The organism is Streptomyces sp. P5F9, assembly GCF_057961495.1.
In genome coordinates this window covers 1-24,919 of the sequence record NZ_JBXVPZ010000014.1, presented here as the reverse complement: position 1 = coordinate 24,919, position 24,919 = coordinate 1, and the positions used below count along the sequence as shown (strand labels likewise).

Genomic DNA, 24,919 nt, shown 5'->3' with positions numbered 1-24,919 from the left:
GTCAGTTCACCTTCGTCCAGTTTCCGGTGGCGGAAGCGGTCAGGAACGCGTCGACCAGGCGCGTCGAACGCAGCCCGTCGGTGAAGAGCGGCAACCCCTCCGGGGTGACGCCGGTGTTGATGGCGGCGTACACATCAGCGGTGAAGGCCGCGAAGCAGTCCACGTACCCCTGAGGGTGGCCCGGCGGCACGACGGTGAGTCGCTGCTGGTCGGGGGAGGTGTCGCCGGCTCCGCGATGCAGCAGACGCGATTCGGACCGGCCGCCGAGCCAGGCCACCTCGGGGTTCTCCTGGTCGAACACCGCGCTGCCGGCCGAGCCGTCGAGCTCGAACCAGAGCCGGTTCTTGCGACCTGCGGAGACCTGCGAGATCACGGTGGCGGCGAGCACCCCGTTCTCCGAGCGGAACAGCACCGCGGCGGCGTCCTCGGTGACAACGGATGCGCGCCCGACGGCTGACCCGGTGTCCGGCGCGGTGAAGGACTTCGCTCCCGCGACGGGCCTGTCGGGCACCACAACGCTGCCGCACGCGGTCAGTTCGGTGAACCGCTCGCCGGACACGAACTCGACGAGATCGCACCAGTGCGACCCGATGTCCGCGAAGGCCCGCGAGGCGCCGCCCTCCCTTGGATCGACGCGCCAGCCGGAGGCATCCGGATCCAGCATCCAGTCCTGCAGGTAGCTGCCGTGCAGGAGATGCCATGCACCGAACTCCCCGGAGATACGACGGGCGCGCAGCTCTCGGATCAAGGGGTGATACCGGTATACGAACGGCACGGCGGCGATGGTACGGGCCCGGTCCGCGGTGGCGCTGAGCCGCTCCGCTTCATCCACGGAGACGGCCAGTGGCTTCTCACACACCACGTGCTTGCCCGCATCCAGGGCCCGCTCGGCGTAGTCGGCGTGGGTGTGATTGGGGGTGCAGATGTGAACGACGTCGATGTCCGGGTCGGACAGCAGCTGATCCGCGTCCTGGTAGCCGCGGACCTGTTCTCCCCGTGCTGACCAGGCCGAACCCACTTCGGCGGACCGTCGTGCGGACGAGGCCAGTACGCCGGCCACTTGGCCGCCGACGGTGCGGATGGAGCGGCGGTGCACATCGGCGATCATTCCGGCGCCTATGACTGCGGCACGGATCGGAGATGAGCTGCGTGCGGGGAGGTCCGGCGCGGGTGCGGGGCGCGGGAGCAGGGGCATGGAGGTTGCCCTTCTTATGACGTGTACGGGGGCTGACGCCACGGTGGACTGCGAGGAACGGTTGAAACGGCAGCACAGTCATTCATGTGACCGGGTTGTTAACCGCTCCCGCATCGGACGTTAAGCGACAGCTTTAAGCCAGCACAAGCATTTGTTTTTGCGTCTTGAGACTCATAATTAGAGGGGGATTGGGTTAGGCTGTGCGGCCATGAGTGCTCTGCCTGGCGCCGACATCGACCCCTCTTCCGCAGCCTCCGTCCGGCAACAGTCGGGGGGCATCATCCATCCGCGTCTGTCCGTTCCGGTGCTGCGGTTCCGGGACGGCGGGGGACTGCTCTACTCCACCCTCGCCCGGCTGATCGCCTCCGGCGCCGCCGTGCACCGCGGTGAACTGGTGGAGCAGGCCGGCCTCGCCCGCTCCACCGTCACTCGTCATCTGGAGGCGCTGATCGAGGCTGGGGTGATCATCGAGGACGGGGTCATGGGCCGGCCCGGACGCGGCAGGCCGCCGCAGCGACTGTCCGTCAATCCGCGCGCCGGGCTGGTGGGTGTCGCCGACGTGGGCGCGCTGGAGGCCCGGCTGGCGATCACGGATCTGGCGCAGAACAGGCTCGCCTCGCTCGACATCCCGGTCGACCTGGCGCAGGGCCCGGAGGTGGTGCTGAAACAACTGGAGGCCGCGCTGAAGGAGCTGCACGCTTCAGTCGGCGGAATCCTGGCCACGGGGGACAGAAGTGGTGTTCCGGACGGTGAATCCGGTGACCTCTGCGCCGTCACCATCGGTCTTCCGGGCCCGGTGGACCACGCCGCCGGCATACCGGTCCGTCCGCCGATCATGCCCGGTTGGGACGGTTACCCGGTCGGCCAGGTCCTCTCTGAGCGGTTCGGCTGCCCGGTCCTGGTCGACAACGATGCGAACCTGATGGCTCTGGGAGAGGCCCGCACCCTACCGGGGGACCAATTGCCTCTGCTGTTCGTCACGGTGTCCACGGGAATCGGAGGGGGGCTCGTCTCCGCCGAGGGAGAGCTGCACCGTGGTGCGGACGGAGCCGCCGGCGATATCGGGCACCTGCCGGTGCGGGGCGCCGACGACGTGGTGTGCCGTTGCGGCAATACGGGCTGTGTCGAAGCGGTGGCGTCCGCGGCGGCGATGATCGGCCGGCTGGAGCGAGAACGGGCGGCACGGCCGGGCTCCCTGACCGAGTCCGCGGAAGACGCTCTGACAGGAGAGCAGGAGCTGGCCCGCCTGATCCGGCACGGTGATCCGGCAGCCCTGAGAATCGTCCGCGACGCGGCAGAGCACATAGGAGAGGTCGTCGCCCTGCTGGTGCACGTGTGCAATCCCGCCCGGGTCGTCCTCGGCGGAACCCTGGCGAGCGTGGGCGACGAACTGGTAGCAAGGGTGCGGGGCGTCGTCTACCATCGGGCGCTGCCACTGGCCACGAGGAACCTCCGGCTTGAGACGAGCCGCCTCGGCGAGCAAGCGGGCCGGGTCGGAGGGGCCGTGCTGGGAGTGGAGCAGGTGCTGTCCCCCGACGGCATCGCCGACCTGATGCAGCGTCAGCGCTGACACGGTGTCTTCGTACCGCAACGGTGCCTGTTCTGGTTGCTGGGCAGTTGTCAGGGGCTGGGTCCGCGTCGTTTGCAGTGGCTGATGCGGGCTTGGTGCTGGAGCAGTCGTCGCCAGTGTGAGCAGTGCAGGATGTCGTCGATCAGCAGATGAGCGTCGTGCTCTCCTTTCACCTGGTCTCCGATTTCACCTGGTCTCCGACGCGGAACGGGCCTGCGACTACGTCATCGTCCTGGCCGGCTCACGGGTGCAAGTGGCCGGCGACATCGACCAACTGCAGTCCACACATCACCGGCTCACCGGGATCCGGCGCGACCCGACCACCCTCCCGGCAGAGCTGCGCGTCATCTCTGATTGGGTGCGCACCCACCCTGCGTCTACCGTAACCGTCATCCTGCCCCCGCAGGGTCGCGGCCCTGCGTTCGGGAGCGCACCGGAGCTCGACGCTGCCTGGCTGCCGGGAACCAAACCCCCTGATCGATCGCATGCGGCGTCTTTCGTGCCCGCAGCGTGATCGCATGCCGTGACGGATCGGCAGCGGTCCACGGAGGGGGCGGACCGGGGACCTGGGGAGCGCAGGGAGGTCGACGCATGTGCATACCCCGGCACGCTTGCCATCCCTCCCCTTAAGTTCCACAATAACGGGCACTGTTCCGTATAGCGCGACACTCGCATTCAGGAGGGACGCTGTGGCCGAGCGCACCGTTGTGCCGGACGGTCTCCACGAGACGCGACACATTCCGCCGCCGGACCCGGCGCGGGAACCACTCAAGGCCAATGTCTTCGCATGCATGGCCAAGGCCGCTTCGCAGCTGACGCCGCTGTTCCCCTACGACCACGCCGGCTCGATCGTTCCCTGCGGGGCCGTGCTGATCGGCGGCGCCGAAAATACGTACGGGCACTTCTTTCACTGGAACGCGGTGAACGAGGTGGCCATCACGTACGGCTCCAACGAGGCCATGCTCGCCACCGGTCAGATCATGGTGACCCAGCATCTGCACGGCGTGAACTCCTTCCTCCGGGACGAGGAGAACCCCGAAGCCTTCGCCGTCATGGTCATCACCCAGCACCAGTCGGAGGAGGGCGACCAGACGGAGGCGCTGATAGCGCGCTGCGCACAGTGCAAGGCAGAGCTGGTCCGCCACGAGTACGACGCCACGCCGTTCCCGCTCCCCGGATACGACGCGGCCCGCCACGGTGAAGCCGACGCTCCCGTCCGCCAGTTCGCCACCACGCTCGGCTCCATCGAGTTCGTCGACCGACGCAACTCCGAGCAGGGACGCACCTGTCAGTCCTGCGGACACGTCAATGAGCCGTTTCCGGAGGAGATCTGGGGGTGGGCGCGGACGGTGGCCCAGACCGAAGCCGTGACCAGGGCTCACCGCGCGCTGCGAGAAGCCGCCCCCGCAGGGTCCGACCATGGCCCCAGGTCATGAAGGCGCCGTCGCGCTGTCACCAACTCCTGTACGTCGTGGGCGCGGTGAGGAACTGACATGGCGACTCGACGCTTCGACAGTCCTGGTGATGCGGATCTGGCAGGGCTGTACCGGGACCTTGCGACGAAGGACCTTCAGCCACTGTGGGAGCTGAGCGGATTGCTCACTCCGACGCCGAGGACCAAGGCGGTTCCGTATCGCTGGAGCGGCAAGGAACTGCGTGAACTGGGCCAGAGGGCAGGTGACCTGGTCCCGGTGGGCCGGGGTGGCGACCGACGCGTGCTCTCGTTGAGCAACCCCGGGCTCAACGGTTCCCCGTACGCGACCGCCACGCTGTGGGGTGCGGTCCAATACCTCGGACCCGGGGAAACCGCGCCAGCCCATCGCCATACTCCCGCCGCCCTGCGCTTCGTCCTGGACGGGGCGGGCGTTTGGACCCTGGTGAACGGGGATCCCCTGAGCATGGAGGCAGGGGATCTCATCCTCACCCCCAGCTGGACCTGGCACGAGCACCACAACCCCGGCAGTACGCCGATGACCTGGTTCGATGCGTTGGACCTGCCGCTGGTGGAGGCGCTGGAGTCCGTGTTCTTCGAGCCGGGCCACGAGTCCGCAGCGGCCACAGAAGTCCGTACCCGATCCCTTTCCGAACGTCGCTACGGTGGTGGTCCGGGCCTCCTGCCCAGCGACGGAGCGCCGGCGCCGGTCGCCCACTCCCCACTGCTGCGCTATCCCTGGAACGCCACCGATCGGGCCCTGGACTTGCAGCTCGCCGACGCCCAAGGCAACGCCGCGCGCACCGGACACGCGTGCCTCCGTTTCGCGGATCCGACGAATGGCCGCGACGTGATGCCCACCATGCGTTGCCAGATGCACCGCTACCTGCCCGGCCACACGGCTCCCGCCATGCGGCGCACAGGATCATCGCTCGCCGCCGTCTTCCGCGGCTCGGGGGCCGTCCTCCTGAACGGGGTCCGGTACGACGTCGCCCCCGGCGACCTGGTTGCTGTCCCGTCCTGGACCTCGGTGGCCGTCATCGCCGAAGAGTCTGTTGATCTGTTCACGGTCAGCGACGCCCCCGTGCTGGAGGCGCTGGCCCTGTACCGGGAGGAGGCGGTTTCCGACCGCGTCACATCCGAGCCCGCCCCCACCCGCGGATACTGACCCTGGAGCACCTTCATGCGCATCGCCCGCTTCGACGACGACCGCATCGGTCTCGTACGGGACGGTCGTGTCCTGGACGTCACCGCCCAGCTCACCGCCCTTCTCCCGCCCGGGCCGAGCAGCCTCGCCCGTCGTCTCGTCGCAGACTTCGCCGCCGTCCGACCCGTACTCGAAAAACGGATCGATGAAGACATGCCTACGGCAGGACTGTCCGTGGACGACGTACGGCTGTGCACGCCGATGCCTGATCCCTCGAAGATCGTGGCCGCACCGGTGAACTACCGGGACCATCAAGCCGAGATGAGCGAGGCTTTCCACATCAGTGCACTCGGCTTCTTCCTCAAGTCCCCGTCCTCGCTGCTCGCCTCTGGTGGAACCGTCCGCCTCCCGTACTCCGATCGACGCTTCGACCACGAAGCCGAGTTCGCACTGATCGTCGGTCGTCGCGCCAGCCACGTCACCCCGGAGCAGGCCCTCGACCATGTCTTCGGCTACACCGCGCTGATGGACATCACCATGCGCGGTGGCGAGGACCGCTCCACTCGAAAGTCCTTCGACACCTTTACGCCGATGGGCCCCTGGATCGTCACCCCGAACGAACTCGGCTCGCCCGACGAAGTCGGCCTGGAGCTCACGGTCAACGGTGTGCTGCGGCAGAAGGCCAACACCCGGGATCTCATCTGGTCGGCGGCTCGATTCCTCGCCTACGTCTCTACGGTCACTGTGCTGGAACCCGGCGACGTCGTCACCACCGGCACGCCCGCCGGCGTCGCTCCGATTCAGGATGGCGACACGGTGGAACTGATCGTGGACCGCGTCGGCAGACTGACTGTCGGGGTCACCGGCGAGGGGGCGGTACCGTGCCCGACCGGGGGCGCGGGGCAGGGCCCGGTGCCCCCGCCTGCTCCCGTCGGGCGACACTGACCTGCACGACTGACGCGGCTCGGCCGCTCAGCTTGCCTGTCTGTCCGTATCGGTCGCGGTCGGCTCGGCGAGGCGCGGGATGTCAGCCGATGCGCTCGCTCAGTTCCTTCGCGATGCGTGTCACCGTCGGTGCGACGCTCTCGGTCCATCCCGTGCCGGCACGGGAACTGGGCGCCGTCACCGCGATGGCGACGCGGGTGTGGCCGTGCTCGTCCCGTACGGCCGCGGCCACCGAGCGGACTTCGAGCTGGCTCTCGCCGTCGTTCGTCGCGTAACCGCGCTCTCGGACCGCCGCCAGTGCGGGCAACAGGTCGTCGAGTGTGCCGATCGTGTGCTCGGTGAGCTTCGCGAGCTCGCCCCTCGGGTGGAGAGCGGCGAGTTCCGTATCCGGCAGTTCGGCGAGCATCACCTTGCCGATTGCGGTCGCGTGGGCCGGGACGGACCAGCCGACGCGGCTGCTGGCGCGGACGGCCTGGGTGCTCTCGACGGCGTCCAGGTACACCACGTCGGTGCCGCGCAGGCAAGCGAGGTGAGCGGTCTCACCTGTCTCGTCCCGCAGCCGGGTCAGGGCATCGCGGGAGACCGCCTGGATGTCGATGTTGACGACGACGGACAAGCCGATATCGACCAGTGCGGGGCCCGGCCGGTAGCCCCGTGACCCCTCGTCCTGCTGCACGAACTGGTGGTGGCTGAGGGTTGCCAATAGGCGATGCACCGTCGAGCGTGACAGCCCCATCCGCTGTGCCACCTGGTTGACGCGAATCGTTTCGTGATCTTCGAACATACGCAGCAGATGCAGCACGTTGTCGACCGCGCCGATGAGCCCCGAGGGGCTCTTCGCCTGGCCTGACCTGTCGGGTGTGTCGTCTTCTCCAGCCACGTGGAGCACGTTATCCCACCGTTTTCCAGCCTTGCTTCGTCTCCCAATTAGGGCCACACTGCGGAACAATGTTCCGTAGCGTGCGTCATTCTTGATGTTCTGGAGGGTCGCCAATGCTCCAGCGCCTGGAGTCGCCCACCGCGTCGTCGCCGCAGTTCCGGCGTCACGTGGCGACGATGCCTGCTGGTGGAGGTTCGGCATGAGCGTCGAAGCCGATTGGGTGCGTGTGCGAGTCGATCCACGCGGTATCTGCGATTTCATCGGGCAGGGTGTGCGTCAAGTCGCCTCAGACGACGTGCAGTTCCAGATCCGTGTGGGACGAGACGGTCTGGACGGGACCGCTGCGCTGTTCACCGGCGGGACCGACGTCGATGTTGTCGCGCCGACCGTGGCGCTGTGCCTTCTGCGCCGGTTCGGCGACCTCCAGGGGCTGCGTCGTGCGGACCTGGGCGACGAACGCGCCTGCGTGATCGCCCGAATGCTGACCCGGGGGTGCAGCTCCGCGGAAGTCGAGGCAGCGGTGCAGACGCCGCTGCCGCTGCATCCCGGAGCCGCCCGCGTTCACGCCGACGTCGTCACCGACGCACTTCTTGGGAGCCGCTGATGTCCGAATCCGTCCCGACACCTGGGCCGCCCGCTGTCCACGAGACCGAACTCCTCGTGGTCGGCGCCGGTCCCGCCGGGCTCTTCGGCTGCTACTACGCGGGGATGCGAGAGCTTGAGGTGACCCTCTTGGACAGCCTGCCCCACCTCGGCGGCCAGGTGGCCGCGCTCTACCCGGACAAGGAGATCTTCGACGTCGCCGGGTTCCCGGCCGTCACCGGACGAGAGCTGGTCGAGCGGCTCACTCGGCAGGCCGAAAGCGCCTCCCCGTCCATCGTGCTCGGGGAAGGCGCCGTAGATCTGTGCCAAGACGGCGCGGACGCTGTCACCGTCATCACCGACGCCGGACGCGTCATCCGTGCGGGCGCCGTGCTGATCACCGCCGGCATCGGCCGCTTCACCCCGAGACCACTGCCCGCCCTGGACGGATTCACAGGGGACGGGGTCCACCACCTCGTCGCACCTCCCCATGAATACGCCGAGCGCGAGGTAGTGATCGTCGGAGGCGGTGACAGCGCCGTCGACTGGGCCAACACTCTTGCCCCGCATGCACGTCAGGTGACGCTCGTACACCGCCGCAACAGGTTCCGAGCTCACGAGCACTCGGTGAGCCGGCTGATGGACTCCCCGGTACGGGTACTCACCAACAGCGAGATCACCGACGTACACGGCGGTGCGTCGCTCAAAGCGGTGACCGTGCGCGACTGCGGCACCCAGACGCTGGAGACGCTCGACGCCGACGTCCTGATCCCAGCCCTGGGGCACATCGCCTCGCTCGGCCCGCTCACCACGTGGGGGCTCACGCTCGACAAACAGCAGATCCAGGTGGACACCACGATGTGCACCGGCATGGACCGCGTCTACGCCGCCGGTGACATCACCACCTACCCCGGCAAGGTCCGGCTGATGGCTGTCGGCTTCGGCGAGGCGGCCGCCGCGGTCAACAACATCGCCGTACGCCTGCGGCCCGACGAGGACCTCTTCCCCGGCCACTCGAGCGAACGCCCACCGACCCCGACCCCCTGAAGGAGGACGCTTCATGGGTTACGTGATCAGCGACAAGTGCATCAACGAACTCGACGGCTCCTGTGTCGACGTGTGTCCCGTGGACTGCATCTACGAAGGACTCACCAAGCGCTATATCAACCCCGCCGAGTGCATCGACTGCGGAGCCTGTCTGCCCGAATGCCCGGTCGACGCCATAGCCACCCCCAAGAAGGCCGACCCCACCTGGGCGCAGGACAACGCCGAGTTCTTCTCTGCGGTGCTGCCCGGCAAGGACGCCCCGCTGGACAGCCCCGGCGGGGCCTTTGGAACCGGCCCCATCGGGGTGGACACCCCGCGCGTCGCCAACTGGACCAAGGAGTGACCGTGCGACACGTCCCACTGCTCATCATCGGCGGCGGCATAGGGGGCATGGCCGCCGGCCTGGCCCTCGCGCAGGCCGGCTTCGAGGCCCATATCGTCGAGCAGGCACCGGAGTTCGCCGAGATCGGCGCCGGTATCCAGCTCGCTCCGAACGCCCTGCGGGTCCTTGATTCCCTCGGTGTCCTAGACGCTGTCAGCGACGTGGCGGTACGCCCGCGCAACCTGGTGTTCCTGCACGCCGACACCGGCAAGCACCTGACGACGATCGACTTCGGCGCCGCCTTCCTCAAGCGCTACCGGCAGCCGTACAGCGTGCTGCACCGCGGCGACCTCCTCGACGTCCTGCTCGCCGCCTGCCGTGAACACCCCAAGGTCACCTTGGAGAGCGACCGCCAGGTCATCGACATCGAGGACCACACCACGAGCGCCGTCGTCCACTTCGCCAACGGCGAGAGCTACCGCACCGACGCCCTGATCGGCGCCGACGGCCTGAAGTCCCGTACCCGGCCGCTCCTTTCCGACGACCGTCCCATCACGGACGCGTACGTCGCCTACCGTGGCGCGCTCCCCATGGCCGAGGTCAGCCTGCCGGTCGAACCGGACGACGAGATCATCTGGATCGGCCCGGACAAGCACCTGGTGCAGTACCCGATCCGGCGCGGAGAGCTCTACAACCAGGTCGCCGTCTTCCGCAGCCCCAGCTACACGCCGGAGATCGAACACACCGACCAGTGGGGCGGACCCGACGAACTCGACCAGGCCTTCGCCGGAGCGTGCGAGCAGGTCCGCGCCTGCGTGACGATGTTCAACCGGTCCAGGCGCTGGCCGATGTACGACCGGGAGCCCCTGGACAACTGGACCCGTGGGCGCATCACCCTGCTCGGCGACGCCGCGCACCCCATGTTCCAGTACCTGGCCCAGGGCGCCTGCCAGGCCATCGAGGACGCCGACTGCCTGGCCCGCCAACTCACCAAGCACAACGGCGACATCGACGAGGCCTTCGCCGCCTACCAGGCGGAACGGATCCCCCGGACCGCGCTGGTGCAGCGCGTTGCCCGCGGCTGGGGCCAGGTCTGGCACACCGGGAACGACACCACCATCTCCGCCCTGCGTGACCGCCTCTTCACCCGCCGCAGCGCCGACGACTACACCGACCTGGACTGGCTGTACCAGCCGATCGCCCTGTGACCCGAGCTCTGAGGACCGTGATGAAAGAAGAGATCGACGAGACCGTCCGAGCCAGCCGTGCCCTGGCCGCGGCCGGCCTGACCGACATGGTGTGGGGGCACGCGGCGCTCCGCGACCCCGAGACCGACGGCGTATGGATGAAGGCATCCGGCTGGGGCTTCGAAGAGATCAGCCCCGAGCGCGTCCTGCTCGTCAGCCGCGACGGAGATGTCCTGCACGGCGAGGGCAAGCGGCACATCGAGTACCCGATCCACACCGAGATCATGGCGCGGCGCACCGACGTCCGCTGCGTCGTGCACACGCACGCGCCCGCCCTGAGCGCGTTCGCCTCCCTGGACGTGCCGCTGCTGCCGCTCTCCCACGACGGCGTCGTGTTCAGCGACCCCCAGGTGCCCCGCTTCACCGGCACCGGCGCGCTCATCGCGACCGCCGAGCTCGGCGGCGCCCTCGCCGAGACCCTCGGCGACGCGTCCGCGTGCCTCCTGCCCAAGCACGGGGCCGTGACCGCCGGGTCGGACGCCGCGACCGCCGTGATGTACGCCGTCCTGCTGGAGCGTGCGTGCCGTACGCAGCTCATGGCCATGGCCGCAGGCGAAGTCAAGGTCTGGTCCGACGCCGAGGAAGCGGCCGTCAAGCGCGAACAGATCTGGAATTCCGCCCAACGCGACGCCGGCTGGAACTACCTGACCCGAGTCGCACAGAGGACCTTCCAATGACGCAGACACCCGCGAGCGCGGACAGCGACGCTGAACTCTCCACCGCAGAAAAGCAGTTGTACGAGGACTTCAACCGGTTCGGGCTCATCCCGCTGTGGACCGAGCGCGAAGACCTCATGCCGACGGCGCCCGCACCCCAGGCCGTTCCGTACGTGTGGCACTGGGACGATCTGTACCCGCTGGCCGCCCGCGCCGGGGACCTGATCCCCGTCGGCCGCGGCGGTGAGCGACGCGCCATCTCCGTGTCCAACCCGGGGCTGCCCGGCCTGCCGTACGCGACCCCCACCCTGTGGGCGGCCATCCAGTACCTCGGCCCGAACGAGGTCGCACCGGCCCACCGGCACAGCCAGAACGCCTTCCGGTTCGTCCTCGAAGGCGAAGGCGTGTGGACGGTCGTCGACGGCGACCCCGTGGCCATGCGGCGAGGAGACCTCCTGCTGACCCCTGGGTGGCAGTTCCACGGCCACCACAACCCGCATCCGAAGCCGATGGCCTGGCTGGACGGCCTCGACATCCCGTTCGTCTCCGCCACCGACACCGGCTTCTTCGAATTCGGCGAGGACGGGGTGACGGACCGGTCCACCCCGCACCGCTCCCGCTCCGAGCGAGTCTGGGGCCACCCGGGCCTGCGCCCCGTCGCGGCGACGGCAGAGGACACCCCCAACTCGCCGCTGGCCGCATACCGATGGGAACACACCGACGCCGCCCTGACCGCTCAGCTCGAAGTAGCCGCCGACGGACACACAGGGGTCGTGACGGAGCCCGGCCACGCCGCCGTGCGCTTCAGCAACCCCACCACGGGAGGCGACGCGCTCACGACCATACGTACGGAAATGCATCGTGTTGCCGCTGGCGAACGCACCGCCGCGGTGCGCGAAACCGGTTCCAGCGTGTGGCAGGTCTTCGACGGCGCCGGCGCCATCACCCTCGACGGCAAGCGCACCGACCTGGTACGCGGCGACGTCATCGCGGTGCCGTCCTGGTGCGAGGTCGCCATCGAGGCCCGTACCGACCTCGACCTTTTCCGATTCAGCGACGCCCCCATCTTCGAACGCCTCAACCTCGCCCGCAGGGAGTACTCATGAAGCTCGCCACCATCCGCACCGCCACGGGCACGGCTGCCGTCCGTGTCGACGAGACGGAGGCGGTGGAGACCGGTCACCTCGATGTCGGTGCCCTGCTGGCCGAGGACGGCTGGCGGGAGCTCGCCGCCGGGGCCGACGGCGCACGGCACGCGGTGGACGGACTCGACTACGCGCCGGTCGTCCCACGCCCGCAGAAGATCTTCTGCGTGGGCCTCAACTACCGCTCGCACATTGTGGAGATGGGCCGCGACCTGCCGCAATACCCCACGCTCTTCGCGAAGTTCCCCGCCGTTCTGATTGGCGCGTACGACGACATCGTGCTGCCCGCGGCCTCACAGGCCATCGACTGGGAAGGCGAGATGGCCGTCGTCATCGGAGCCCGGGCCCGCAACGTCACCGCGGAGGAGGCCACCGACCGCATCGCCGGATACGCCGTGCTCAACGACGTCACGGCCCGCGACTGGCAGTACCGCACCAAGGAATGGCTGCAGGGCAAGAACTTCGAGGCCACGACCCCGTTCGGACCGGTCCTGGTGACCTCGGACGAGGCGGGCGTCGGCCCGCGTCAGCTCACCACCGAGGTCGACGGCGTGACCAAGCAGCACGCGGACACCGGCGACCTGGTCTTCGATGCGGCGGCGCTGGTGTCGTACCTGTCGACGATCATCACCCTGGAACCCGGCGACGTCATCGCCACCGGTACCCCCGGCGGCGTCGGTCATGCCCGGACCCCCAGGGAGTACCTCGGCGACGGCAGCGTCCTCACCACCCGGATCGAGGGACTCGGCGAGTGCCGCAACCACTGTGTCCGGGAGAAGCCGCATGACGCGTGAGCCCGCACCCGTCCCGCTCCAGCTCGACTGGCTGGCGCAGGGCAACGACCTCCTCCTCGGCGAGCTGGGCAAGGCTGACGAGTCGTGGGTGACCGGCCCCTCCACGCTGCCCGGATGGACGACGGCCCACCTGCTCACTCACCTGGCCCGCAACGCCGATGCCCTGGGCAATCTGGTCACCTGGGCCGCCACCGGCGTCGAGACTCCGATGTACCCGCACGGTGTCACCGGGCGCTTGCACGACATCGAGGAAGGCGCTCAGCGAAACCCGCAGGTGATCGTCAAGGACGTCCACGACAGTGCGATCCGGCTCCAGCAGTCTCTGGACGAGACGCCGGACATCGCCTGGGGGCGCACCGTGCGCACCGCCCAGGGGCGCCTCGTACCAGCCGCGCTCATTCCCTGGCTCCGCATCCGGGAGGTGTGGATCCACCTGGTCGACCTGGGTACCGGAGTCACGTTCGCCGCGCTGCCCGACGACCTGGCCGCGGCACTGCTGCCCGACGTGGTCACCACACTGGCCAAGCACGACACCTGTCCGGCTCTGGTCCTACGCCCCCGGCCGGGTGGGCTCCCGTTGACGACCAGGCCGGCCGACTCTGCGACTGCCGCGGCCGAAGTCGAAGGCCCGACGGCCGAGTTGCTGGGCTGGCTCACCGGCCGCACCTCCGGCGCCGGCCTCACCTGCTCGACGCCGGGTCTGCCCGCGCTGCCCGCGTGGCTGTAGTCCCGACGATCCATCCCATCCACCGGAGCACACCATGAAGATCACCCATTTCGGACACGCCTGCGTGCTGGCCGAGATCGAGCGGGACGGCCGTACCGCCCGACTGCTCTTCGACCCGGGCACGTACGCGACCGGATTCGAGGACGTACGCGATCTCGATGCCGTGCTGATCACCCATGAGCACCCCGACCACCTCGACATCGAGCGCCTCGCACCGCTGCTCGCCGCGAACTCCGGTGCCCGGCTGATCGTGGATGAGGGCAGCGGCGCCCGTCTGGCGGCGGCCGACCTGCCGCACGAGATCGTCGGCGAGGGCGATACCGTCACCCTCGCCGAGGTGCCGATCCAGGTGGTGGCCGGAGACCACGCGGTCATCCACCCCCAGCTGCCCTGCGTCCACAACAACGGCTATCTCGTCGACGAGCGGCTGTTCCACCCCGGTGACGCCTTCGCTCTCCCACCTCAGCGGGTGGACGTGTTGCTCCTGCCGGCCGGCGGTCCATGGATGAAGGCGAGCGAGGCGATCGACTACCTGCGCGCTGTCGCTCCTCGCACGGCGATCCCCATCCACCAGGCGGGACTCGCCACCGTCCACCAGCAACTGCACCAGCAGCTCTTTAGGAACCTGGGGCCAAAGGAGTGCAGCGTCCAGGTCCTTGACCACGGCACGGCGACAGCCGTCTGATCGCTGGGCTCATAAATGACGCGGTCCCGCCCGACATCGCAGGAGTCGGGCGGGACCACGTCGTGCTGTGATCGGCTCAGGCCGCCTCATGCTCTACCGAGCCGGTGGCTCAGGTGACTTCGCCGGACGGTTCGGGGGTCCGCCGGCCGCACAGCAGGAGGGGAGGCGTGAGCGGGACCGCGCGACAGGGACGGCTGGATCCGTGAACCGACCGGGATCCGCCACTGACCTCTCATCCAGAAGGCTACCGGGCAGGTCCTCGAATCGATCTCCTGGGCCCGCCATCCCTTGTTGTGCGGAAAAGGATCGAACTCGCCCTGTGGGGTGCCCTCTCCCTTGTACGACTGGGACGTTGGAGACCGAGAGGACACGGCTGGGCCGCCGTGCGGTGCGTGTGGATCGCCGGTCCTCTCGGGGAGGCGATCCACACGCGGTGGTTCGCACCGACTTCGACGGCTCTCAGAGGGCGTTTACGTAGATCTGGTCGGGTACACGGCTTTCATGCATGCCCTATTTCAGTATGGGATGCCGCGTTAGCGACTATCGCCCCCTCAGGGGTCGCGCACCCGACTGCCCGTCTCATTCGACCTTGCGTCCCGAAGTCCGTCTGGCTTAGGAAGATCGCAGAAACGCCTGAGAAGCGGCGCAGCGACGCATTCCGGCGCGACCCATGATCACGCTGTGCCGTGAGCGAGCGGAAGCCGTACCCCAGCGACCTGTCCGACGCCCGATGGGCCCTGATCGAGCCGACGTTGACGGCCTGGAGGAAAGCCCGGCTCGACCGCAGACCCACCGGCCAGCCGGCCAAGGTCGACCTCCGCGACGCATTCAATGCGATTCTCTACGTGAACCGCACCGGAATCCCCTGGAAATACCTCCCACACGACTTCCCGAGCCACGGCGCCGTCTACTTCTACTACGCCGCCTGGCGTGATGAGGGAATCTTCGCCCAGCTCAATTACGACCTGACCGGGCTGGCCCGCGTGAAGGGAGGGGCGCAAGCCCGAACCCACAGGCTCCGTCATCGACACCCAGAGCGTGAAGACCTCCACCAACGTGCCCCTGACCAGTCAGGGAACGGACGCCGCCAAGAAGATCGTAGGCCGGAAGCGCGGCATCCTCACCGACACGATCGGACTGATCCTCGCAGTCACCGTCACCGCCGCGAGCCTCTCCGAGAACGCCCTGGGAATACGCCTCCTCGACCAGGCGAAGAAGACGTACCCGACCATCTCCAAAAGCTGGGTCGACACCGGCTTCAAGAACGCCGTCGTCGAGAACGGCGCGGGCCTCGGAATCGACGTCGAAGTCGTCAACAGAAACCCCGGAGTTCGCGGCTTTCACGTCGTTAAAAGGCGCTGGGTAGTGGAGCGAAGTATCGGTTGGATCATGCTTCACCGCCGCCTCGCCCGCGACTACGAGACCCTCACCGCCAGCTCCGAGGCCATGATCCACGTCGCATCGATCGACAATCTCGCCAAACGCATAACGGACGAGACCACACCAACCTGGCGAGGAACCTACTAGGAGGTAAAGGGCAATTCGCCTAGATCAAATGCCCTCTCAGGCGGGCACCGCACTCGACCAGCCGAAGGCGGCGAGATCGATCTCGGGGTGCACGGTCTTGCACGAGCCACAGGTACGAGCGGCCTCATCGGCCGAGAAACGGGCGCAGGCGGCCGCGTAGAAGGTGGAGGGCGTCACGTCGTTTTCGTGCTCCCACTCGTAGCGGCGCAACTCGGTCCGGCACTCCGGGCAGTACCAGACCGCGCCCTGACGCCCCGCCTTGAGCGCCATGAAGCGGATCGCGGTACCGGCCTCCACGGGGACGATCTGGTGCGGGGTGCCGGCGGGAACGTAGACGTGATCGCCGATTGCCATCCGGAACCTGTTCACCGAACTTTCGCGCAGGAGCACGTCGCTGCTGCCGGACAACTGGCTCAGAACTGTGTCCTTCTCACAGATCAGGTGGAACGGCTGCGGCAACTCGTTGTACGACAGGTACAGCTGAGGGTCGGTGTCCGCGGGAAGCACGGCCGCGTCGGCGTAGTTACCCAGCTCGGGGGCGACTTTGAGCGCGTGGAGCATCCGTCGGCGGTTCGTCATCGGGAGACCTCCTGAAGTGCCGGCTGTCCGGCTTCCTGCAGCGCGCGGTACGCGGCATTGGCCGCGGTGGTCTGGGCAACCGTCCGGTGCCATCCCCAAGGGGCCGTGGCGAACGGCCTGTTGACGTGGCCACAATCCTTGCAGGTGCGTCCGGCGTCGGAGTTGCGGATGTCCGCGAACCTGGCCGATCCGACCGTCGTCGGGAACTGGGAGACCCGGTCGTCCTCGGCGCCGCCGTGCAGGGTGGCGTCATATCCGGGCAGGCCGACCGGAGTGGCGTTGTACTCGTGCCGCACGATCTCCGCCTTGCACTCCTGGCAGCGGGCGATCATCGCCTCGGACTGCTCTCCCTCCTCGGCCTGGTGCTGGGTGATGACCATGAGGCCGTAGGCGCCCTCCTCCTTCTCGTCGCGGAGGTAGGAGTTGACGCCGTGCAGGTTCTGCGTCGCCATGATCTGTCCGGTGGCCATCACCGACCGGTGTGCTCCGTAGACGACGACGACTTCGTTGACGGTGTTCCAGTGGAAGAAGTGGCCGTAGTCGGCGTCCGGGCCGCCGGTGAGAACCGCGCCGCAGGGCACGATCGCACCGGCATGGTCATAGGGGAACAGCGGCATCAGCTGTCCTGCGGACCTGGCCATATGCTCGAAAACGTTGGTCCTGAGTGGTGCGCGGTCGGGATCGGGCGGCGAGATCTGCTGGGTCTCTTCCAGCAGGACCGCCCCTGCGGCGGGCTCACTCACGGCTGCCCCTCTCTAAGTGTTTCATCATGCGGAACAACGGTCGCTATTTTGGTACCAAAATCTGGCGCATGGCAAGCGTCGCGTAGTAGCCGATCCGTTCGCAGGTACGGATGAGTGGCGTGCAGAAGTGGGTTGAAAGTCCAGCTCAAGCGCGGTGTGGAGACACCGACGGTCGCCCCGGAAAACTCCGGGGCGACCGTCGTGGAGGCTGGGGCTGTCCTGATCGCCTCGCTGGGTCGAGCGGAAACGGCGGTGGCGCGCGCTGCCCGCTGTAGGGGCTGGGGTGAGCCGAGAACACGTCGATGTACAAGGTGAGGACAGCCTCGGTCCGCTCGCGTCGGTCGTCGGTCGCCGGTGGCCGTGGCCGGGTTGATCGGCCTCGCCCAGCGGTTCTTCGAACATCGCGGCGTGCAGTTCGGCGGTGGTGGCCACGTACATGTACAGCGAGCCGGTCCCGTGCCGAACCCGTGGGCCGGCCGGCGCGTGGTGATCCGCTGCGGGCCCTCAGGCTCCATGAGGCGGGCCGCGTCGGCGACGATGCCCTCGCGTGTGAGGGCCGGCTTGGCAGGCCGCTCCGCTCTCGGCGGCTACGGGGCTGCGGCGTCGCGCTCACACCCGGCAGCCTCGTCACCCTGTGCATCTGGGATCGCGGACACGAGTCCGGTGGGCGGCGTCAGTTGATGCGCTCGCCCAGTTCGTGGGCGACGCGGATCGTGGCGGACGCTGCCCTGGAGATCCAGCTGTCGTCGACCCGGGACTGGGGGGCCGTGGTGGCTATGGCGGCCCGTGCGCGTCCGTGCTTGTCGCGGACGACTGCCGCGACCGCGCTGACGTCGGCTTCACTCTCGGCGTTGTTGACCGCGTAACCGAGGCGTCGGACGTCCGTGAGCTGCTTCTTGAGCTCCTCGCGCGTCTGCGGAGCGCGGGACGTGGGTGCCTGCAGGGTTTCTTCGGGATAGCGGGCCAGGAGGGCTTCGTCGTCGAGTTCGGCGAGCAGTGCTTTGCCGGCGGCTGTCGCGTGTGCGGGCAGCGTCCAGCCGGTCCGGCTGCCGGTGCGTACGACCTGATTGCTCTCGACGCTGTCGATGTACAGCACCTCGGCTCCGCGAAGGGTCGCCAGGTGAACGGTTTCGTTGGTCTCGTCGCGCAGGTGCGCCAGGGCTGCGTGCGCGAGCGAGCGGATGTCCATGTTCGCGACGACCGACAGGCCGATGTCGACCAGCGCGGGACCAGGCTTGTATGCGCGTGAGAAGTCATCCTGTACCACGAAGCCGTGGTGGCTGAGCGTGGTGAGCATGCGGTGGACCGTCGACCGTGCCAAGCCCATTTCGCGGGCCACCTGGTTCACCCGGATCATCTCGTGGTCCTGGAACATGCGCAGCATGCGCAGCACGTTGTCGACGGCCCCGATCAGGCCCGACGGTCGGCGGGCGGAGCTGGGCTCATCGTTGTTGGTCCCCGTTTCTCGATCCACGCTGAGCACATTAGCGCAGGGATTTCCAGCCTTCAGGCTCTTGCGGTTACGTTCCTTTGAACGGGACAGTGTTCTGTATCGTGAAACATAATGGCGATGAAGGAGTCTTGCCCATGCCTCTGTACTTGAGCCTTCACCAGGCCCCGGGCTTGTCGGTCGAGGAGATCGCGGGGAACGCGCCAGAGGTCGCCCAGCAGGTGCACGCGACCTTTCGGCAGCTGTACGTGAACACCGGCTCCGGGTTCATCGTCTCGGTCTACGAGGCCGACAGTGCCAAGGCCCTGGAGGAGGAGTTCGAGCGGATCGGCTTCCCCTTCGATGCCATCCACGAGATCGACTTCACGCAGAACGCCGTGGAGCTGGCCGCGATGGTGCGACAGGGCGGCCATGTCTGAGGCACCCGCACTTCGACGCCCGATCACCCTGCACCTCCGCGGTGACTGGGGGCAGGCCAACCTCCACCGGATCTGCGGCTGGCTGGCCCAGGAAATGGGGGACCGCGCCCCCGAGGGCTCCCGCTTCGCCATCTGGAACGGCAGGGGAGGCATCGATCAGATCGAGGCGCTGCGCGCCGGCGAGGTCGACATCGCCCTGGTCACACCGACGGCCGCGGTGCGGATGCTGGACCGCGCGGGGAAGACGGAGGGACTGGCCTCATTGGGCGTGATCGGCCAGCGCGACCGGCTCGTCGTTGCGGTCGACGCGTCCCTGCCCGTCACCACCGTGGCTGATTTCGCCTCCATCGCCGACCAGCTGACCGTGGCGACCTCGCCGGACGACGGGGTCAACCTCATCGGCCTCGCCGCACACAAGGCGCTCCGTATCGCGGGCGTCGACCACGAGAAGCTGACGTTCTTCTACGACGAGCGCCCGTTCCCGCTGCTGGACCGCTTCATCGAGGGCAAGGCGAACGTCCTCATCCACGAAGCGGTGATGACCCCGCGATGGCAGCAGCTCGACAGCGTGCGGCCGGTCAGGTATCTGCCCTGGGGAGAGGACGTGCTGCGGGCCTTCGCAGCCGAGGGGTGGCAGGACGCCGTGGTGGAGGCGGGCTACTTCCCCGGTCTTACCGAGGATCTGCGCACGCTCGACTTCTCGGACTTCGCGATCCTGTGCAGGCAGGACCTGGACGACGATGTCGCCGCCCTCGCCACCTGGTGCTTGGTGATGACGCGCCGGGCCCTGGAGGCGCAGTACACACACCTGCCGGCCGATCATTCGCCGGTGACGTACCCGCTCGTCCCCGCCGACATGGCGCGCTCGCCGCTGCCGCTGCACCCGGCTGCGGCGCGTATGTACGAGGCGCTGGGGGACAGCGAACTGGCCGACGGTGCCCCGCTCTGGAAGTGAGACCGCAGCACTGTCGGAAGCATGGTGCGTAACGGCGTCCCACCTGTCACGCCCCGACATCCCTGAGCTGAGCTTCACAGTCGGGGATCTTGGAGTTTCCCGGTAGGGCAGCGTGATCAGCGGGCATGCTCGGGGCTGTTTCGAAGACCGATGCAGTTGTCGATGTGTCCGTTGTCGCTCTGTCCCCGTTCCGGTGAGCAAGTCCCGTCTCTGACCGCGCAGATCGCGCGGGCGAGCCGGCCTGGGACGGCCGCTCCCCGCGCCAGACCGCCGAGTGGAAGCGGTTCGAGGCGCTGGCCACCGAACTCTTCACCGGGGCACCGCCCGACCTGATGTGCCTGTACGACACCCACTCCGCGCCCCCCCGACGTCATCGAGGCGGCCCGGCACACCCACCCGACGGAACTGGACCGCCACAGTATCCGCCTCAGCCCGCTCTACACGGAGCCCGGCGTCTACGTGACGCGGGACCTCGCCCGCTGTCCGAGCCGCCGGAGGACGCGGTCGGGGTGGGCCTCGCCGGGGATCTGGCCACCGGCCACCGGTTCGCGGCGGACCAGGCGCGGGCCTGCTGCATGGCCCCGGACGAGGCCGCCCGCCTCGGCCAGGCGGCCTTCGGGGCGACGGGCTACGCGACGGCTCAGGGCTGCGACCCCGCGTACCTGCGGCGGAGCGGATCATCTGCGAGCTGCGCACGCCGGTCGGACGCATCACCGACCCGCTCCTGGGCCTCAGGCCGCCGGGGCCCGAGGCGTGCCCCGAGGACGGCCTCTGGCACACCCGCCAGGTCTGCGAGTTCGTGGACATGAGGTCCGGCGACCATGGAGGGGAGGGGCGGACCATCCGGATGGAAACGGCCCTTGCATCGGTCGGTTGACGAACCGGCGCGCGGATTCGAGTAGTTCCCCCGAGACCCGAATGGGGCGGCGGACGCATGGTTGACACGAGGCTGGCTGGGCCGATGGCAGGCCCGGCCTCGCACCGGACGAGCCGAAGGACCGAGGGAAACGACAGCCATGCCGAACGCCTGTCCGCGCGGCCTGTCCGTGGCCGGCTGGACCACGATTCTGGGCCCGGGGAGGTCCTCGGTCCGTAAGGCCCGGAGCATCGTCCGGAAATGGCTGGCCGGGTAGGGTCTCCTGGACCAGGCGGACACCGTCGAACTGCTGGTCAGCGAACTCGCCACCAACGCGGTCGTCCACGCGCGCACCCGCTACCGGCTCACCCTGTCCCTGGACGTCGGCGTTCTGCGCTGCGCGGTGCAGGACGAGAGGAGGGAACTCCCTCGATGGACGAACCGGGAGGCCGAAAGCCACGGGACCTGCGACGCTGAGGCCGACGATGAGAGCGGGCGCGGTCTGCTTCTGGTCGACGCCCTGTCCCACCGGTGGGGCAGCCGCCTCCTCGAAGGAAGGCAGCGGCAAGGAGGTCTGGTTCGAGTTGGATGTCGTCGCACCGGACACCATGGACGGCGCGGGAGAATCCGATGCGGCTCACACGGATGCCGGACCGGCGGTCGACCTGACGGAGCCGACCGCGGAACGGCGCACGCCCGCTCCGCTCAGCCCTTGACGGCGGAGCTGGCCACGCCTTGGACGAACCAGCGCTGGAAGAAGGCGAAGACCACCAGTACGGGCAGGACGAGGAGGACACCGAAGGCGAGGATCTGGCCCCAGTCCGGGGGCTGTTGGCCCTGGAAGACGCTGATCTCCAGGGGGAGGGGGCGCACCGAGGGGTCGGAGACCATCAGGACCGGCCACAGGAAGGAGCCCCACTGGATGAGGAAGGTGAGGATGGCGACCGAGGCGAAGACGGGCTTCGACATCGGGACGATAATCGCGAAGAAGGTGCGCCAGGGGCCCGCGCCGTCCAGCCGGGCGGCCTCCTCGACGCTCGCCGGGATCTTCCGGAAGAACGTGTGGAACTGATAGATGGCGAAGGCGTTGGCGATGAAGGGCACAGCCTGGATGTAGAGCGTGTTGCGCTGGCCGTTGAACATGTAGAAGAGCGGGACGGCCACCGATTCGAACGGAATGAGCATCAGCAGCAGGACGAGGGTGAAGATCGCTTCCCGGCCACGCCACTTCAGGCGGGTCAGGCCGTACGCGGCCATCGAGTTGACGAACAGCCCGCCCGTCACCACCACGAAGGCCACCAGTACCGACACGCCCATGAACTGCCAGAAATAGCCGGTGCTGTCGGAGCTGAGGCTGTCGAGGACGGCGGAGTAGTTGTCGAAGGTGAGATGGGTGGGCAGGAAGCCGGACAGTCCGTTCAGGACCTCGTCGGACGGCTTGAGGCTGCCCAGGAAGAGATAGAGGACGGGCAGGACGAAGACGAACGCCAGGACGCTCAGGACGGTGTAGTCGAGGACGCGGCGGACGGGGGTGCGGGTCATGGCCATGGATGTCAGTCCTCGTTCTCGGGCCGGACGACGCGGCGCTGGACGATCGTCAGGACGAGGACGATCAGGAAGAAGACGACGGTGATCGCGGACGCCTGACCGATGTTGTTCTGGTCAAAGGCGGTGGTGACGGCCTGGTACATCACTGTGCGGGTGGCGTCCTCGTCCAGACCGCCGCCGCGGATGAGGATGTACACCTGGTCGAAGATCCGGAAGGACATCACCGAGGTCAGCAGCGCGACGAAGACGAGAGTGCCGCGGATGCCGGGCAGGGTGACATGGCGAAACTGCTGCCAGCGGCTCGCGCGGTCCAACTCGGAGGCCTCGTACAGCTCACCGGGGATCTGCTGAAGGCCCGCCAGCAGGATGACCATCTGGAAGCCGACGCCCTGCCAGACGGACAGCACGATGATCGAGGCCATCGCGGTGGCCCCGTCGCCGAGCCAGTCGAAGGCGCCCCAGTCGCCGAAACTCACCGCGTTCAGCAGGGAGTTGAGCATGCCCTGCTCGCTGCGGGCCAGGATCAGCCGCCATATCACCGCGACCAGGGCCATCGGGAAGACCACCGGCATGAAGAACAGGGACCGGAACAGGCCGATGGCCTTGAGCTTGCGGTTGAGGAGGATCGCCAGGCCGAGGGCGATACCTGTCTGCAGCGGTACGACGACCGCGGCGAAGGTCAGGTTGTTCAGCAGCGCCCGCAGGAACGGGCCGGACTGGTCGGGGTCGGTGAACAGGCGCCGGTAGTGCTCCAGGCCGAAGAACGACGGCTCCAGCGGGGAGCCGAGCCGCACGTTGTAGAAGGAGAGCACGACGGCGTAGCCGAAGGGGATGCCGACGAAGGCGATCAGCCCGCCGACGGCCGGCGCGGCCATGAGCAGTCCGTGCAGCCGGTCCTGGTTCCTGCGCCCCGCTCGCGGGGGTTTCACGGACGGTGCGGAGGAGGCCTGCTTCCGGCGTCCCGGTGCCGCGGAGTGCGCGGGTTCCACGGTTTTCACGGATGTGGTCCTTTTCCCGGCGGGGCGGGCACGCCGTACGGCGTGCCCGCCCCGCCGTCGGGGGTCCTAGGGGATCTCGTAGCCGGCGTTGTCGGAGAAGTCCTGGTCGATGGCGCGGGCCGCCTTCTCCAGTGCCTCCTTCGGGTCCGCACCCCCGTAGATCGAGTTCAGGGCCTGGTAGAACTTGGCGGTGACCGTGGGGTATCCGGCGGTCACCGGGCGGGTGACGGCGACGCAGGACTTGTCGATGTCGCTGTCACCGCACGGCTTGGCGAGCTGGTCGGCGAAGAGCTGGAGCGGACCGCCCTGCTGGTACAGCTCGCTCTTGGCGAGCGCGGATTCGGTGCCGGGGACCGCGCCGTTGGCCTTCGTTATCGCGCCGACGCTGGTGTCGTTCAGGAGGTAGTCCAGGAAAGCGCCCGCGCCCTTGGCGTTCTTGGTGTTCGCGCCGATGCCCCAGGCCCACGATCCCTGGCCGGTCTTGGGGCCGTTGCCGAAGTCAGGCAGCGGCAGGACGACCAGGTCCTCGCCGAGTGCCTTGCTGTAGGCGGGGTACGTCCAGTTGCCGACCCAGCTCAGCGCCACCTTGCCCTGGGCGAAGGCGTTCCCGTCGGTGTTGGGGTCGACGTACGGCTTCCAGGACTGGAATGTCTTCATCGCCGCGACCACGTCCGGGCTGTCGAGGGCGCCCTCGGCCTTGCCGTCCTTCAGCAGGCCACCGCCGGCCGACCAGACGATCGGAGAGTAGCCGTAGGTGCCCCACTCGGTGGCCAGACCGTACTGCTCGGAGAGATCGAGGACCTTGCCGTCGGCGTCCTTGGCCTTCAGCGCCTTCAGCGCCGCGTCGAACTCCGCGGCCGTCCAGGCGTCGTCCACGCTCGTCGGATACTTCACGCCGGCCGCGTCCAGCAGTTTCTTGTTGCCCCATACGCCGAGGCCGGAGTCGAACTGGCCCAGTCCGTAGTGCTTGCCGTCGATCTCGCCCTGCGCCTTGATGGCGTCGGTGGCGTTGGACATCGTCTTCGCGGACACATACGAGTCGATCGGCGCGAGCTTCTTGTTGTAGACGAAGTTCGCCATCGTCGGGCCGTCGAACTCCATCACGTCCGGCAGCTCGGAGGCGCCCGTGGCGGTGATCGTCTTGGTGTAGTCGTTCTCGGGGATCAGCTTCAGCTCGACCTTGATGTCGCTCTGCGAGGAGTTGAAGGACTTCACCGTGCTCTGCAGTGCGGCGGTCTCGGCGGCCTGGCCCTGGTGGGCCCAGACGCTGATAGTGCCCCTGCCACTGCCCTCCTCGGCGGAGGAGTCGCTGCCACCGCCCGAGCTGCAGGCGGCCAGCGCGACCAGGGGCAGGGCGAGGGCCAGGCTGGAACAGGCCGTGCGGCGGAACCTACTGCTTGCGGCGTTCATGGACGGTGCCTCCGAGCTGGATGAGGGTTCGGATATTCGACGTTCCGGGGAGTGCGGGTG

Annotated in this window: 24 protein-coding genes and 2 pseudogenes; 18 read left to right on the top strand and 8 right to left on the bottom strand. The window is 68.2% G+C overall.

Features of this window, described 5'->3' with window-relative positions; translation table 11 throughout:
- Position 1: 1 nt before the first annotated feature.
- Positions 2 to 1,195 (bottom strand): Gfo/Idh/MocA family protein, encoded by a 1,194-nt coding sequence (locus AC31A1_RS04660; protein ID WP_489651969.1) that lies wholly within the window; start codon positions 1,193 to 1,195, stop codon positions 2 to 4.
- Between the two features lie 208 nt (positions 1,196 to 1,403).
- Here AC31A1_RS04660 and AC31A1_RS04655 point away from each other — a divergent pair, with 208 nt between their 5' ends.
- The 4 genes from AC31A1_RS04655 to AC31A1_RS04640 all read left to right on the top strand — a co-directional run bounded on the left by AC31A1_RS04655 (position 1,404) and on the right by AC31A1_RS04640 (position 6,289).
- Positions 1,404 to 2,765 carry an ROK family transcriptional regulator gene (locus tag AC31A1_RS04655; protein WP_489651968.1) on the top strand — a complete coding sequence of 454 codons (1,362 nt, stop codon included), beginning with the start codon at positions 1,404 to 1,406 and terminating at the stop codon, positions 2,763 to 2,765.
- 791 nt (positions 2,766 to 3,556) lie between these two features.
- A complete protein-coding gene (locus AC31A1_RS04650; RefSeq protein WP_489651967.1) occupies positions 3,557 to 4,201 on the top strand; it encodes a hypothetical protein in 645 nt (214 codons plus the stop codon).
- A gap of 57 nt (positions 4,202 to 4,258) precedes the next feature.
- Complete coding sequence (locus AC31A1_RS04645) at positions 4,259 to 5,365, top strand: cupin domain-containing protein (protein ID WP_489651966.1); 1,107 nt, start codon at positions 4,259 to 4,261, stop codon at positions 5,363 to 5,365.
- Between the two features lie 15 nt (positions 5,366 to 5,380).
- Positions 5,381 to 6,289, top strand: a complete 909-nt coding sequence (locus AC31A1_RS04640) for a fumarylacetoacetate hydrolase family protein (protein WP_489651965.1) — start codon at positions 5,381 to 5,383, stop codon at positions 6,287 to 6,289.
- 82 nt (positions 6,290 to 6,371) lie between these two features.
- On the opposite strand, the gene AC31A1_RS04635 is transcribed toward AC31A1_RS04640, so the two are convergent.
- Positions 6,372 to 7,169: an IclR family transcriptional regulator gene (locus AC31A1_RS04635; protein ID WP_489651964.1), complete on the bottom strand. Its 798-nt coding sequence runs from the start codon at positions 7,167 to 7,169 to the stop codon at positions 6,372 to 6,374.
- 199 nt (positions 7,170 to 7,368) lie between these two features.
- On the opposite strand from AC31A1_RS04635, the gene AC31A1_RS04630 reads away from it, so the two are divergent.
- The 10 genes and pseudogenes from AC31A1_RS04630 to AC31A1_RS04585 all read left to right on the top strand — a co-directional run bounded on the left by AC31A1_RS04630 (position 7,369) and on the right by AC31A1_RS04585 (position 15,901).
- Positions 7,369 to 7,773, top strand: coding sequence for a hypothetical protein (locus tag AC31A1_RS04630; protein WP_489651963.1), 405 nt, complete (start codon positions 7,369 to 7,371; stop codon positions 7,771 to 7,773).
- Positions 7,773 to 8,798 carry an NAD(P)/FAD-dependent oxidoreductase gene (locus AC31A1_RS04625; protein ID WP_489651962.1) on the top strand — a complete coding sequence of 342 codons (1,026 nt, stop codon included), beginning with the start codon at positions 7,773 to 7,775 and terminating at the stop codon, positions 8,796 to 8,798. Before AC31A1_RS04630 ends, AC31A1_RS04625 begins: the two co-directional genes overlap by 1 nt.
- A 13-nt stretch (positions 8,799 to 8,811) precedes the next feature.
- Positions 8,812 to 9,141 (top strand): ferredoxin family protein, encoded by a 330-nt coding sequence (locus tag AC31A1_RS04620; RefSeq protein ID WP_405846569.1) that lies wholly within the window; start codon positions 8,812 to 8,814, stop codon positions 9,139 to 9,141.
- A gap of 2 nt (positions 9,142 to 9,143) precedes the next feature.
- Positions 9,144 to 10,328 carry an FAD-dependent monooxygenase gene (locus AC31A1_RS04615; RefSeq protein WP_489651961.1) on the top strand — a complete coding sequence of 395 codons (1,185 nt, stop codon included), beginning with the start codon at positions 9,144 to 9,146 and terminating at the stop codon, positions 10,326 to 10,328.
- 20 nt (positions 10,329 to 10,348) lie between these two features.
- Positions 10,349 to 11,044: a class II aldolase/adducin family protein gene (locus AC31A1_RS04610; protein WP_489651960.1), complete on the top strand. Its 696-nt coding sequence runs from the start codon at positions 10,349 to 10,351 to the stop codon at positions 11,042 to 11,044.
- Complete coding sequence (locus tag AC31A1_RS04605) at positions 11,041 to 12,129, top strand: cupin domain-containing protein (RefSeq protein ID WP_489651959.1); 1,089 nt, start codon at positions 11,041 to 11,043, stop codon at positions 12,127 to 12,129. The genes AC31A1_RS04610 and AC31A1_RS04605 overlap by 4 nt, the downstream gene beginning before the upstream one ends.
- Positions 12,126 to 12,962 (top strand): fumarylacetoacetate hydrolase family protein, encoded by an 837-nt coding sequence (locus tag AC31A1_RS04600; protein ID WP_405846576.1) that lies wholly within the window; start codon positions 12,126 to 12,128, stop codon positions 12,960 to 12,962. Before AC31A1_RS04605 ends, AC31A1_RS04600 begins: the two co-directional genes overlap by 4 nt.
- Complete coding sequence (locus AC31A1_RS04595) at positions 12,952 to 13,689, top strand: maleylpyruvate isomerase family mycothiol-dependent enzyme (protein ID WP_489651958.1); 738 nt, start codon at positions 12,952 to 12,954, stop codon at positions 13,687 to 13,689. Before AC31A1_RS04600 ends, AC31A1_RS04595 begins: the two co-directional genes overlap by 11 nt.
- 34 nt (positions 13,690 to 13,723) lie before the next feature.
- A complete protein-coding gene (locus AC31A1_RS04590; protein WP_405846580.1) occupies positions 13,724 to 14,374 on the top strand; it encodes an MBL fold metallo-hydrolase in 651 nt (216 codons plus the stop codon).
- Positions 14,375 to 15,060: 686 nt separating this feature from the next.
- Positions 15,061 to 15,901 (top strand): annotated as a pseudogene (locus tag AC31A1_RS04585) (IS5 family transposase).
- A 36-nt stretch (positions 15,902 to 15,937) separates the two neighbouring features.
- Here the strand turns inward: AC31A1_RS04585 and AC31A1_RS04580 are convergent.
- From AC31A1_RS04580 to AC31A1_RS04570, 3 genes are all read right to left on the bottom strand, one after another.
- Positions 15,938 to 16,480 (bottom strand): cupin domain-containing protein, encoded by a 543-nt coding sequence (locus AC31A1_RS04580; protein WP_405846594.1) that lies wholly within the window; start codon positions 16,478 to 16,480, stop codon positions 15,938 to 15,940.
- Positions 16,477 to 17,223, bottom strand: coding sequence for a hypothetical protein (locus tag AC31A1_RS04575; protein ID WP_489651957.1), 747 nt, complete (start codon positions 17,221 to 17,223; stop codon positions 16,477 to 16,479). Before AC31A1_RS04575 ends, AC31A1_RS04580 begins: the two co-directional genes overlap by 4 nt.
- Before the next feature lie 673 nt (positions 17,224 to 17,896).
- A complete protein-coding gene (locus tag AC31A1_RS04570) occupies positions 17,897 to 18,697 on the bottom strand; it encodes an IclR family transcriptional regulator (RefSeq protein WP_489651956.1) in 801 nt (266 codons plus the stop codon).
- A gap of 113 nt (positions 18,698 to 18,810) precedes the next feature.
- On the opposite strand from AC31A1_RS04570, the gene AC31A1_RS04565 reads away from it, so the two are divergent.
- From AC31A1_RS04565 to AC31A1_RS04550, 4 genes and pseudogenes are all read left to right on the top strand, one after another.
- Complete coding sequence (locus tag AC31A1_RS04565) at positions 18,811 to 19,092, top strand: nickel-binding protein (protein WP_405846600.1); 282 nt, start codon at positions 18,811 to 18,813, stop codon at positions 19,090 to 19,092.
- On the top strand, positions 19,085 to 20,047 hold the full coding sequence (locus AC31A1_RS04560; RefSeq protein ID WP_489651955.1) for a TAXI family TRAP transporter solute-binding subunit: 963 nt from the start codon (positions 19,085 to 19,087) through the stop codon (positions 20,045 to 20,047). Before AC31A1_RS04565 ends, AC31A1_RS04560 begins: the two co-directional genes overlap by 8 nt.
- Positions 20,048 to 21,186: 1,139 nt before the next feature.
- Positions 21,187 to 21,375, top strand: a pseudogene (locus AC31A1_RS04555) (ATP-binding protein); the annotation flags it as partial.
- Positions 21,376 to 21,388: 13 nt separating this feature from the next.
- Positions 21,389 to 21,619 (top strand): hypothetical protein, encoded by a 231-nt coding sequence (locus AC31A1_RS04550; protein ID WP_489651954.1) that lies wholly within the window; start codon positions 21,389 to 21,391, stop codon positions 21,617 to 21,619.
- Here AC31A1_RS04550 and AC31A1_RS04545 read toward each other — a convergent pair.
- The 3 genes from AC31A1_RS04545 to AC31A1_RS04535 all read right to left on the bottom strand — a co-directional run bounded on the left by AC31A1_RS04545 (position 21,609) and on the right by AC31A1_RS04535 (position 24,859).
- The gene (locus AC31A1_RS04545; protein ID WP_489651953.1) at positions 21,609 to 22,451 is read right to left on the bottom strand and encodes a carbohydrate ABC transporter permease; all 843 of its coding nucleotides are present in this window, start codon (positions 22,449 to 22,451) and stop codon (positions 21,609 to 21,611) included. The genes AC31A1_RS04550 and AC31A1_RS04545 overlap by 11 nt on opposite strands.
- A gap of 5 nt (positions 22,452 to 22,456) precedes the next feature.
- Positions 22,457 to 23,449 (bottom strand): carbohydrate ABC transporter permease, encoded by a 993-nt coding sequence (locus AC31A1_RS04540; RefSeq protein ID WP_489651952.1) that lies wholly within the window; start codon positions 23,447 to 23,449, stop codon positions 22,457 to 22,459.
- A 66-nt stretch (positions 23,450 to 23,515) separates the two neighbouring features.
- A complete protein-coding gene (locus AC31A1_RS04535; protein ID WP_489651951.1) occupies positions 23,516 to 24,859 on the bottom strand; it encodes an ABC transporter substrate-binding protein in 1,344 nt (447 codons plus the stop codon).
- Positions 24,860 to 24,919: the final 60 nt, after the last annotated feature.

Excerpts from the sequence above, each read along its gene's own strand:
- AC31A1_RS04660 (WP_489651969.1), bottom strand. The coding sequence starts at position 1,195 with ATGCCCCTGCTCCCGCGCCCCGCACCCGCGCCGGACCTCCCCGCACGC.
- AC31A1_RS04655 (WP_489651968.1), top strand. The coding sequence starts at position 1,404 with ATGAGTGCTCTGCCTGGCGCCGACATCGACCCCTCTTCCGCAGCCTCC.
- AC31A1_RS04650 (WP_489651967.1), top strand. The coding sequence starts at position 3,557 with ATGGCCAAGGCCGCTTCGCAGCTGACGCCGCTGTTCCCCTACGACCAC.
- AC31A1_RS04645 (WP_489651966.1), top strand. The coding sequence starts at position 4,259 with ATGGCGACTCGACGCTTCGACAGTCCTGGTGATGCGGATCTGGCAGGG.
- AC31A1_RS04640 (WP_489651965.1), top strand. The coding sequence starts at position 5,381 with ATGCGCATCGCCCGCTTCGACGACGACCGCATCGGTCTCGTACGGGAC.
- AC31A1_RS04630 (WP_489651963.1), top strand. The coding sequence starts at position 7,369 with ATGAGCGTCGAAGCCGATTGGGTGCGTGTGCGAGTCGATCCACGCGGT.
- AC31A1_RS04625 (WP_489651962.1), top strand. The coding sequence starts at position 7,773 with ATGTCCGAATCCGTCCCGACACCTGGGCCGCCCGCTGTCCACGAGACC.
- AC31A1_RS04620 (WP_405846569.1), top strand. The coding sequence starts at position 8,812 with ATGGGTTACGTGATCAGCGACAAGTGCATCAACGAACTCGACGGCTCC.
- AC31A1_RS04610 (WP_489651960.1), top strand. The coding sequence starts at position 10,349 with ATGAAAGAAGAGATCGACGAGACCGTCCGAGCCAGCCGTGCCCTGGCC.
- AC31A1_RS04605 (WP_489651959.1), top strand. The coding sequence starts at position 11,041 with ATGACGCAGACACCCGCGAGCGCGGACAGCGACGCTGAACTCTCCACC.
- AC31A1_RS04600 (WP_405846576.1), top strand. The coding sequence starts at position 12,126 with ATGAAGCTCGCCACCATCCGCACCGCCACGGGCACGGCTGCCGTCCGT.
- AC31A1_RS04595 (WP_489651958.1), top strand. The coding sequence starts at position 12,952 with ATGACGCGTGAGCCCGCACCCGTCCCGCTCCAGCTCGACTGGCTGGCG.
- AC31A1_RS04590 (WP_405846580.1), top strand. The coding sequence starts at position 13,724 with ATGAAGATCACCCATTTCGGACACGCCTGCGTGCTGGCCGAGATCGAG.
- AC31A1_RS04580 (WP_405846594.1), bottom strand. The coding sequence starts at position 16,480 with ATGACGAACCGCCGACGGATGCTCCACGCGCTCAAAGTCGCCCCCGAG.
- AC31A1_RS04565 (WP_405846600.1), top strand. The coding sequence starts at position 18,811 with ATGCCTCTGTACTTGAGCCTTCACCAGGCCCCGGGCTTGTCGGTCGAG.
- AC31A1_RS04560 (WP_489651955.1), top strand. The coding sequence starts at position 19,085 with ATGTCTGAGGCACCCGCACTTCGACGCCCGATCACCCTGCACCTCCGC.
- AC31A1_RS04550 (WP_489651954.1), top strand. The coding sequence starts at position 21,389 with ATGAGAGCGGGCGCGGTCTGCTTCTGGTCGACGCCCTGTCCCACCGGT.
- AC31A1_RS04545 (WP_489651953.1), bottom strand. The coding sequence starts at position 22,451 with ATGGCCATGACCCGCACCCCCGTCCGCCGCGTCCTCGACTACACCGTC.
- AC31A1_RS04535 (WP_489651951.1), bottom strand. The coding sequence starts at position 24,859 with ATGAACGCCGCAAGCAGTAGGTTCCGCCGCACGGCCTGTTCCAGCCTG.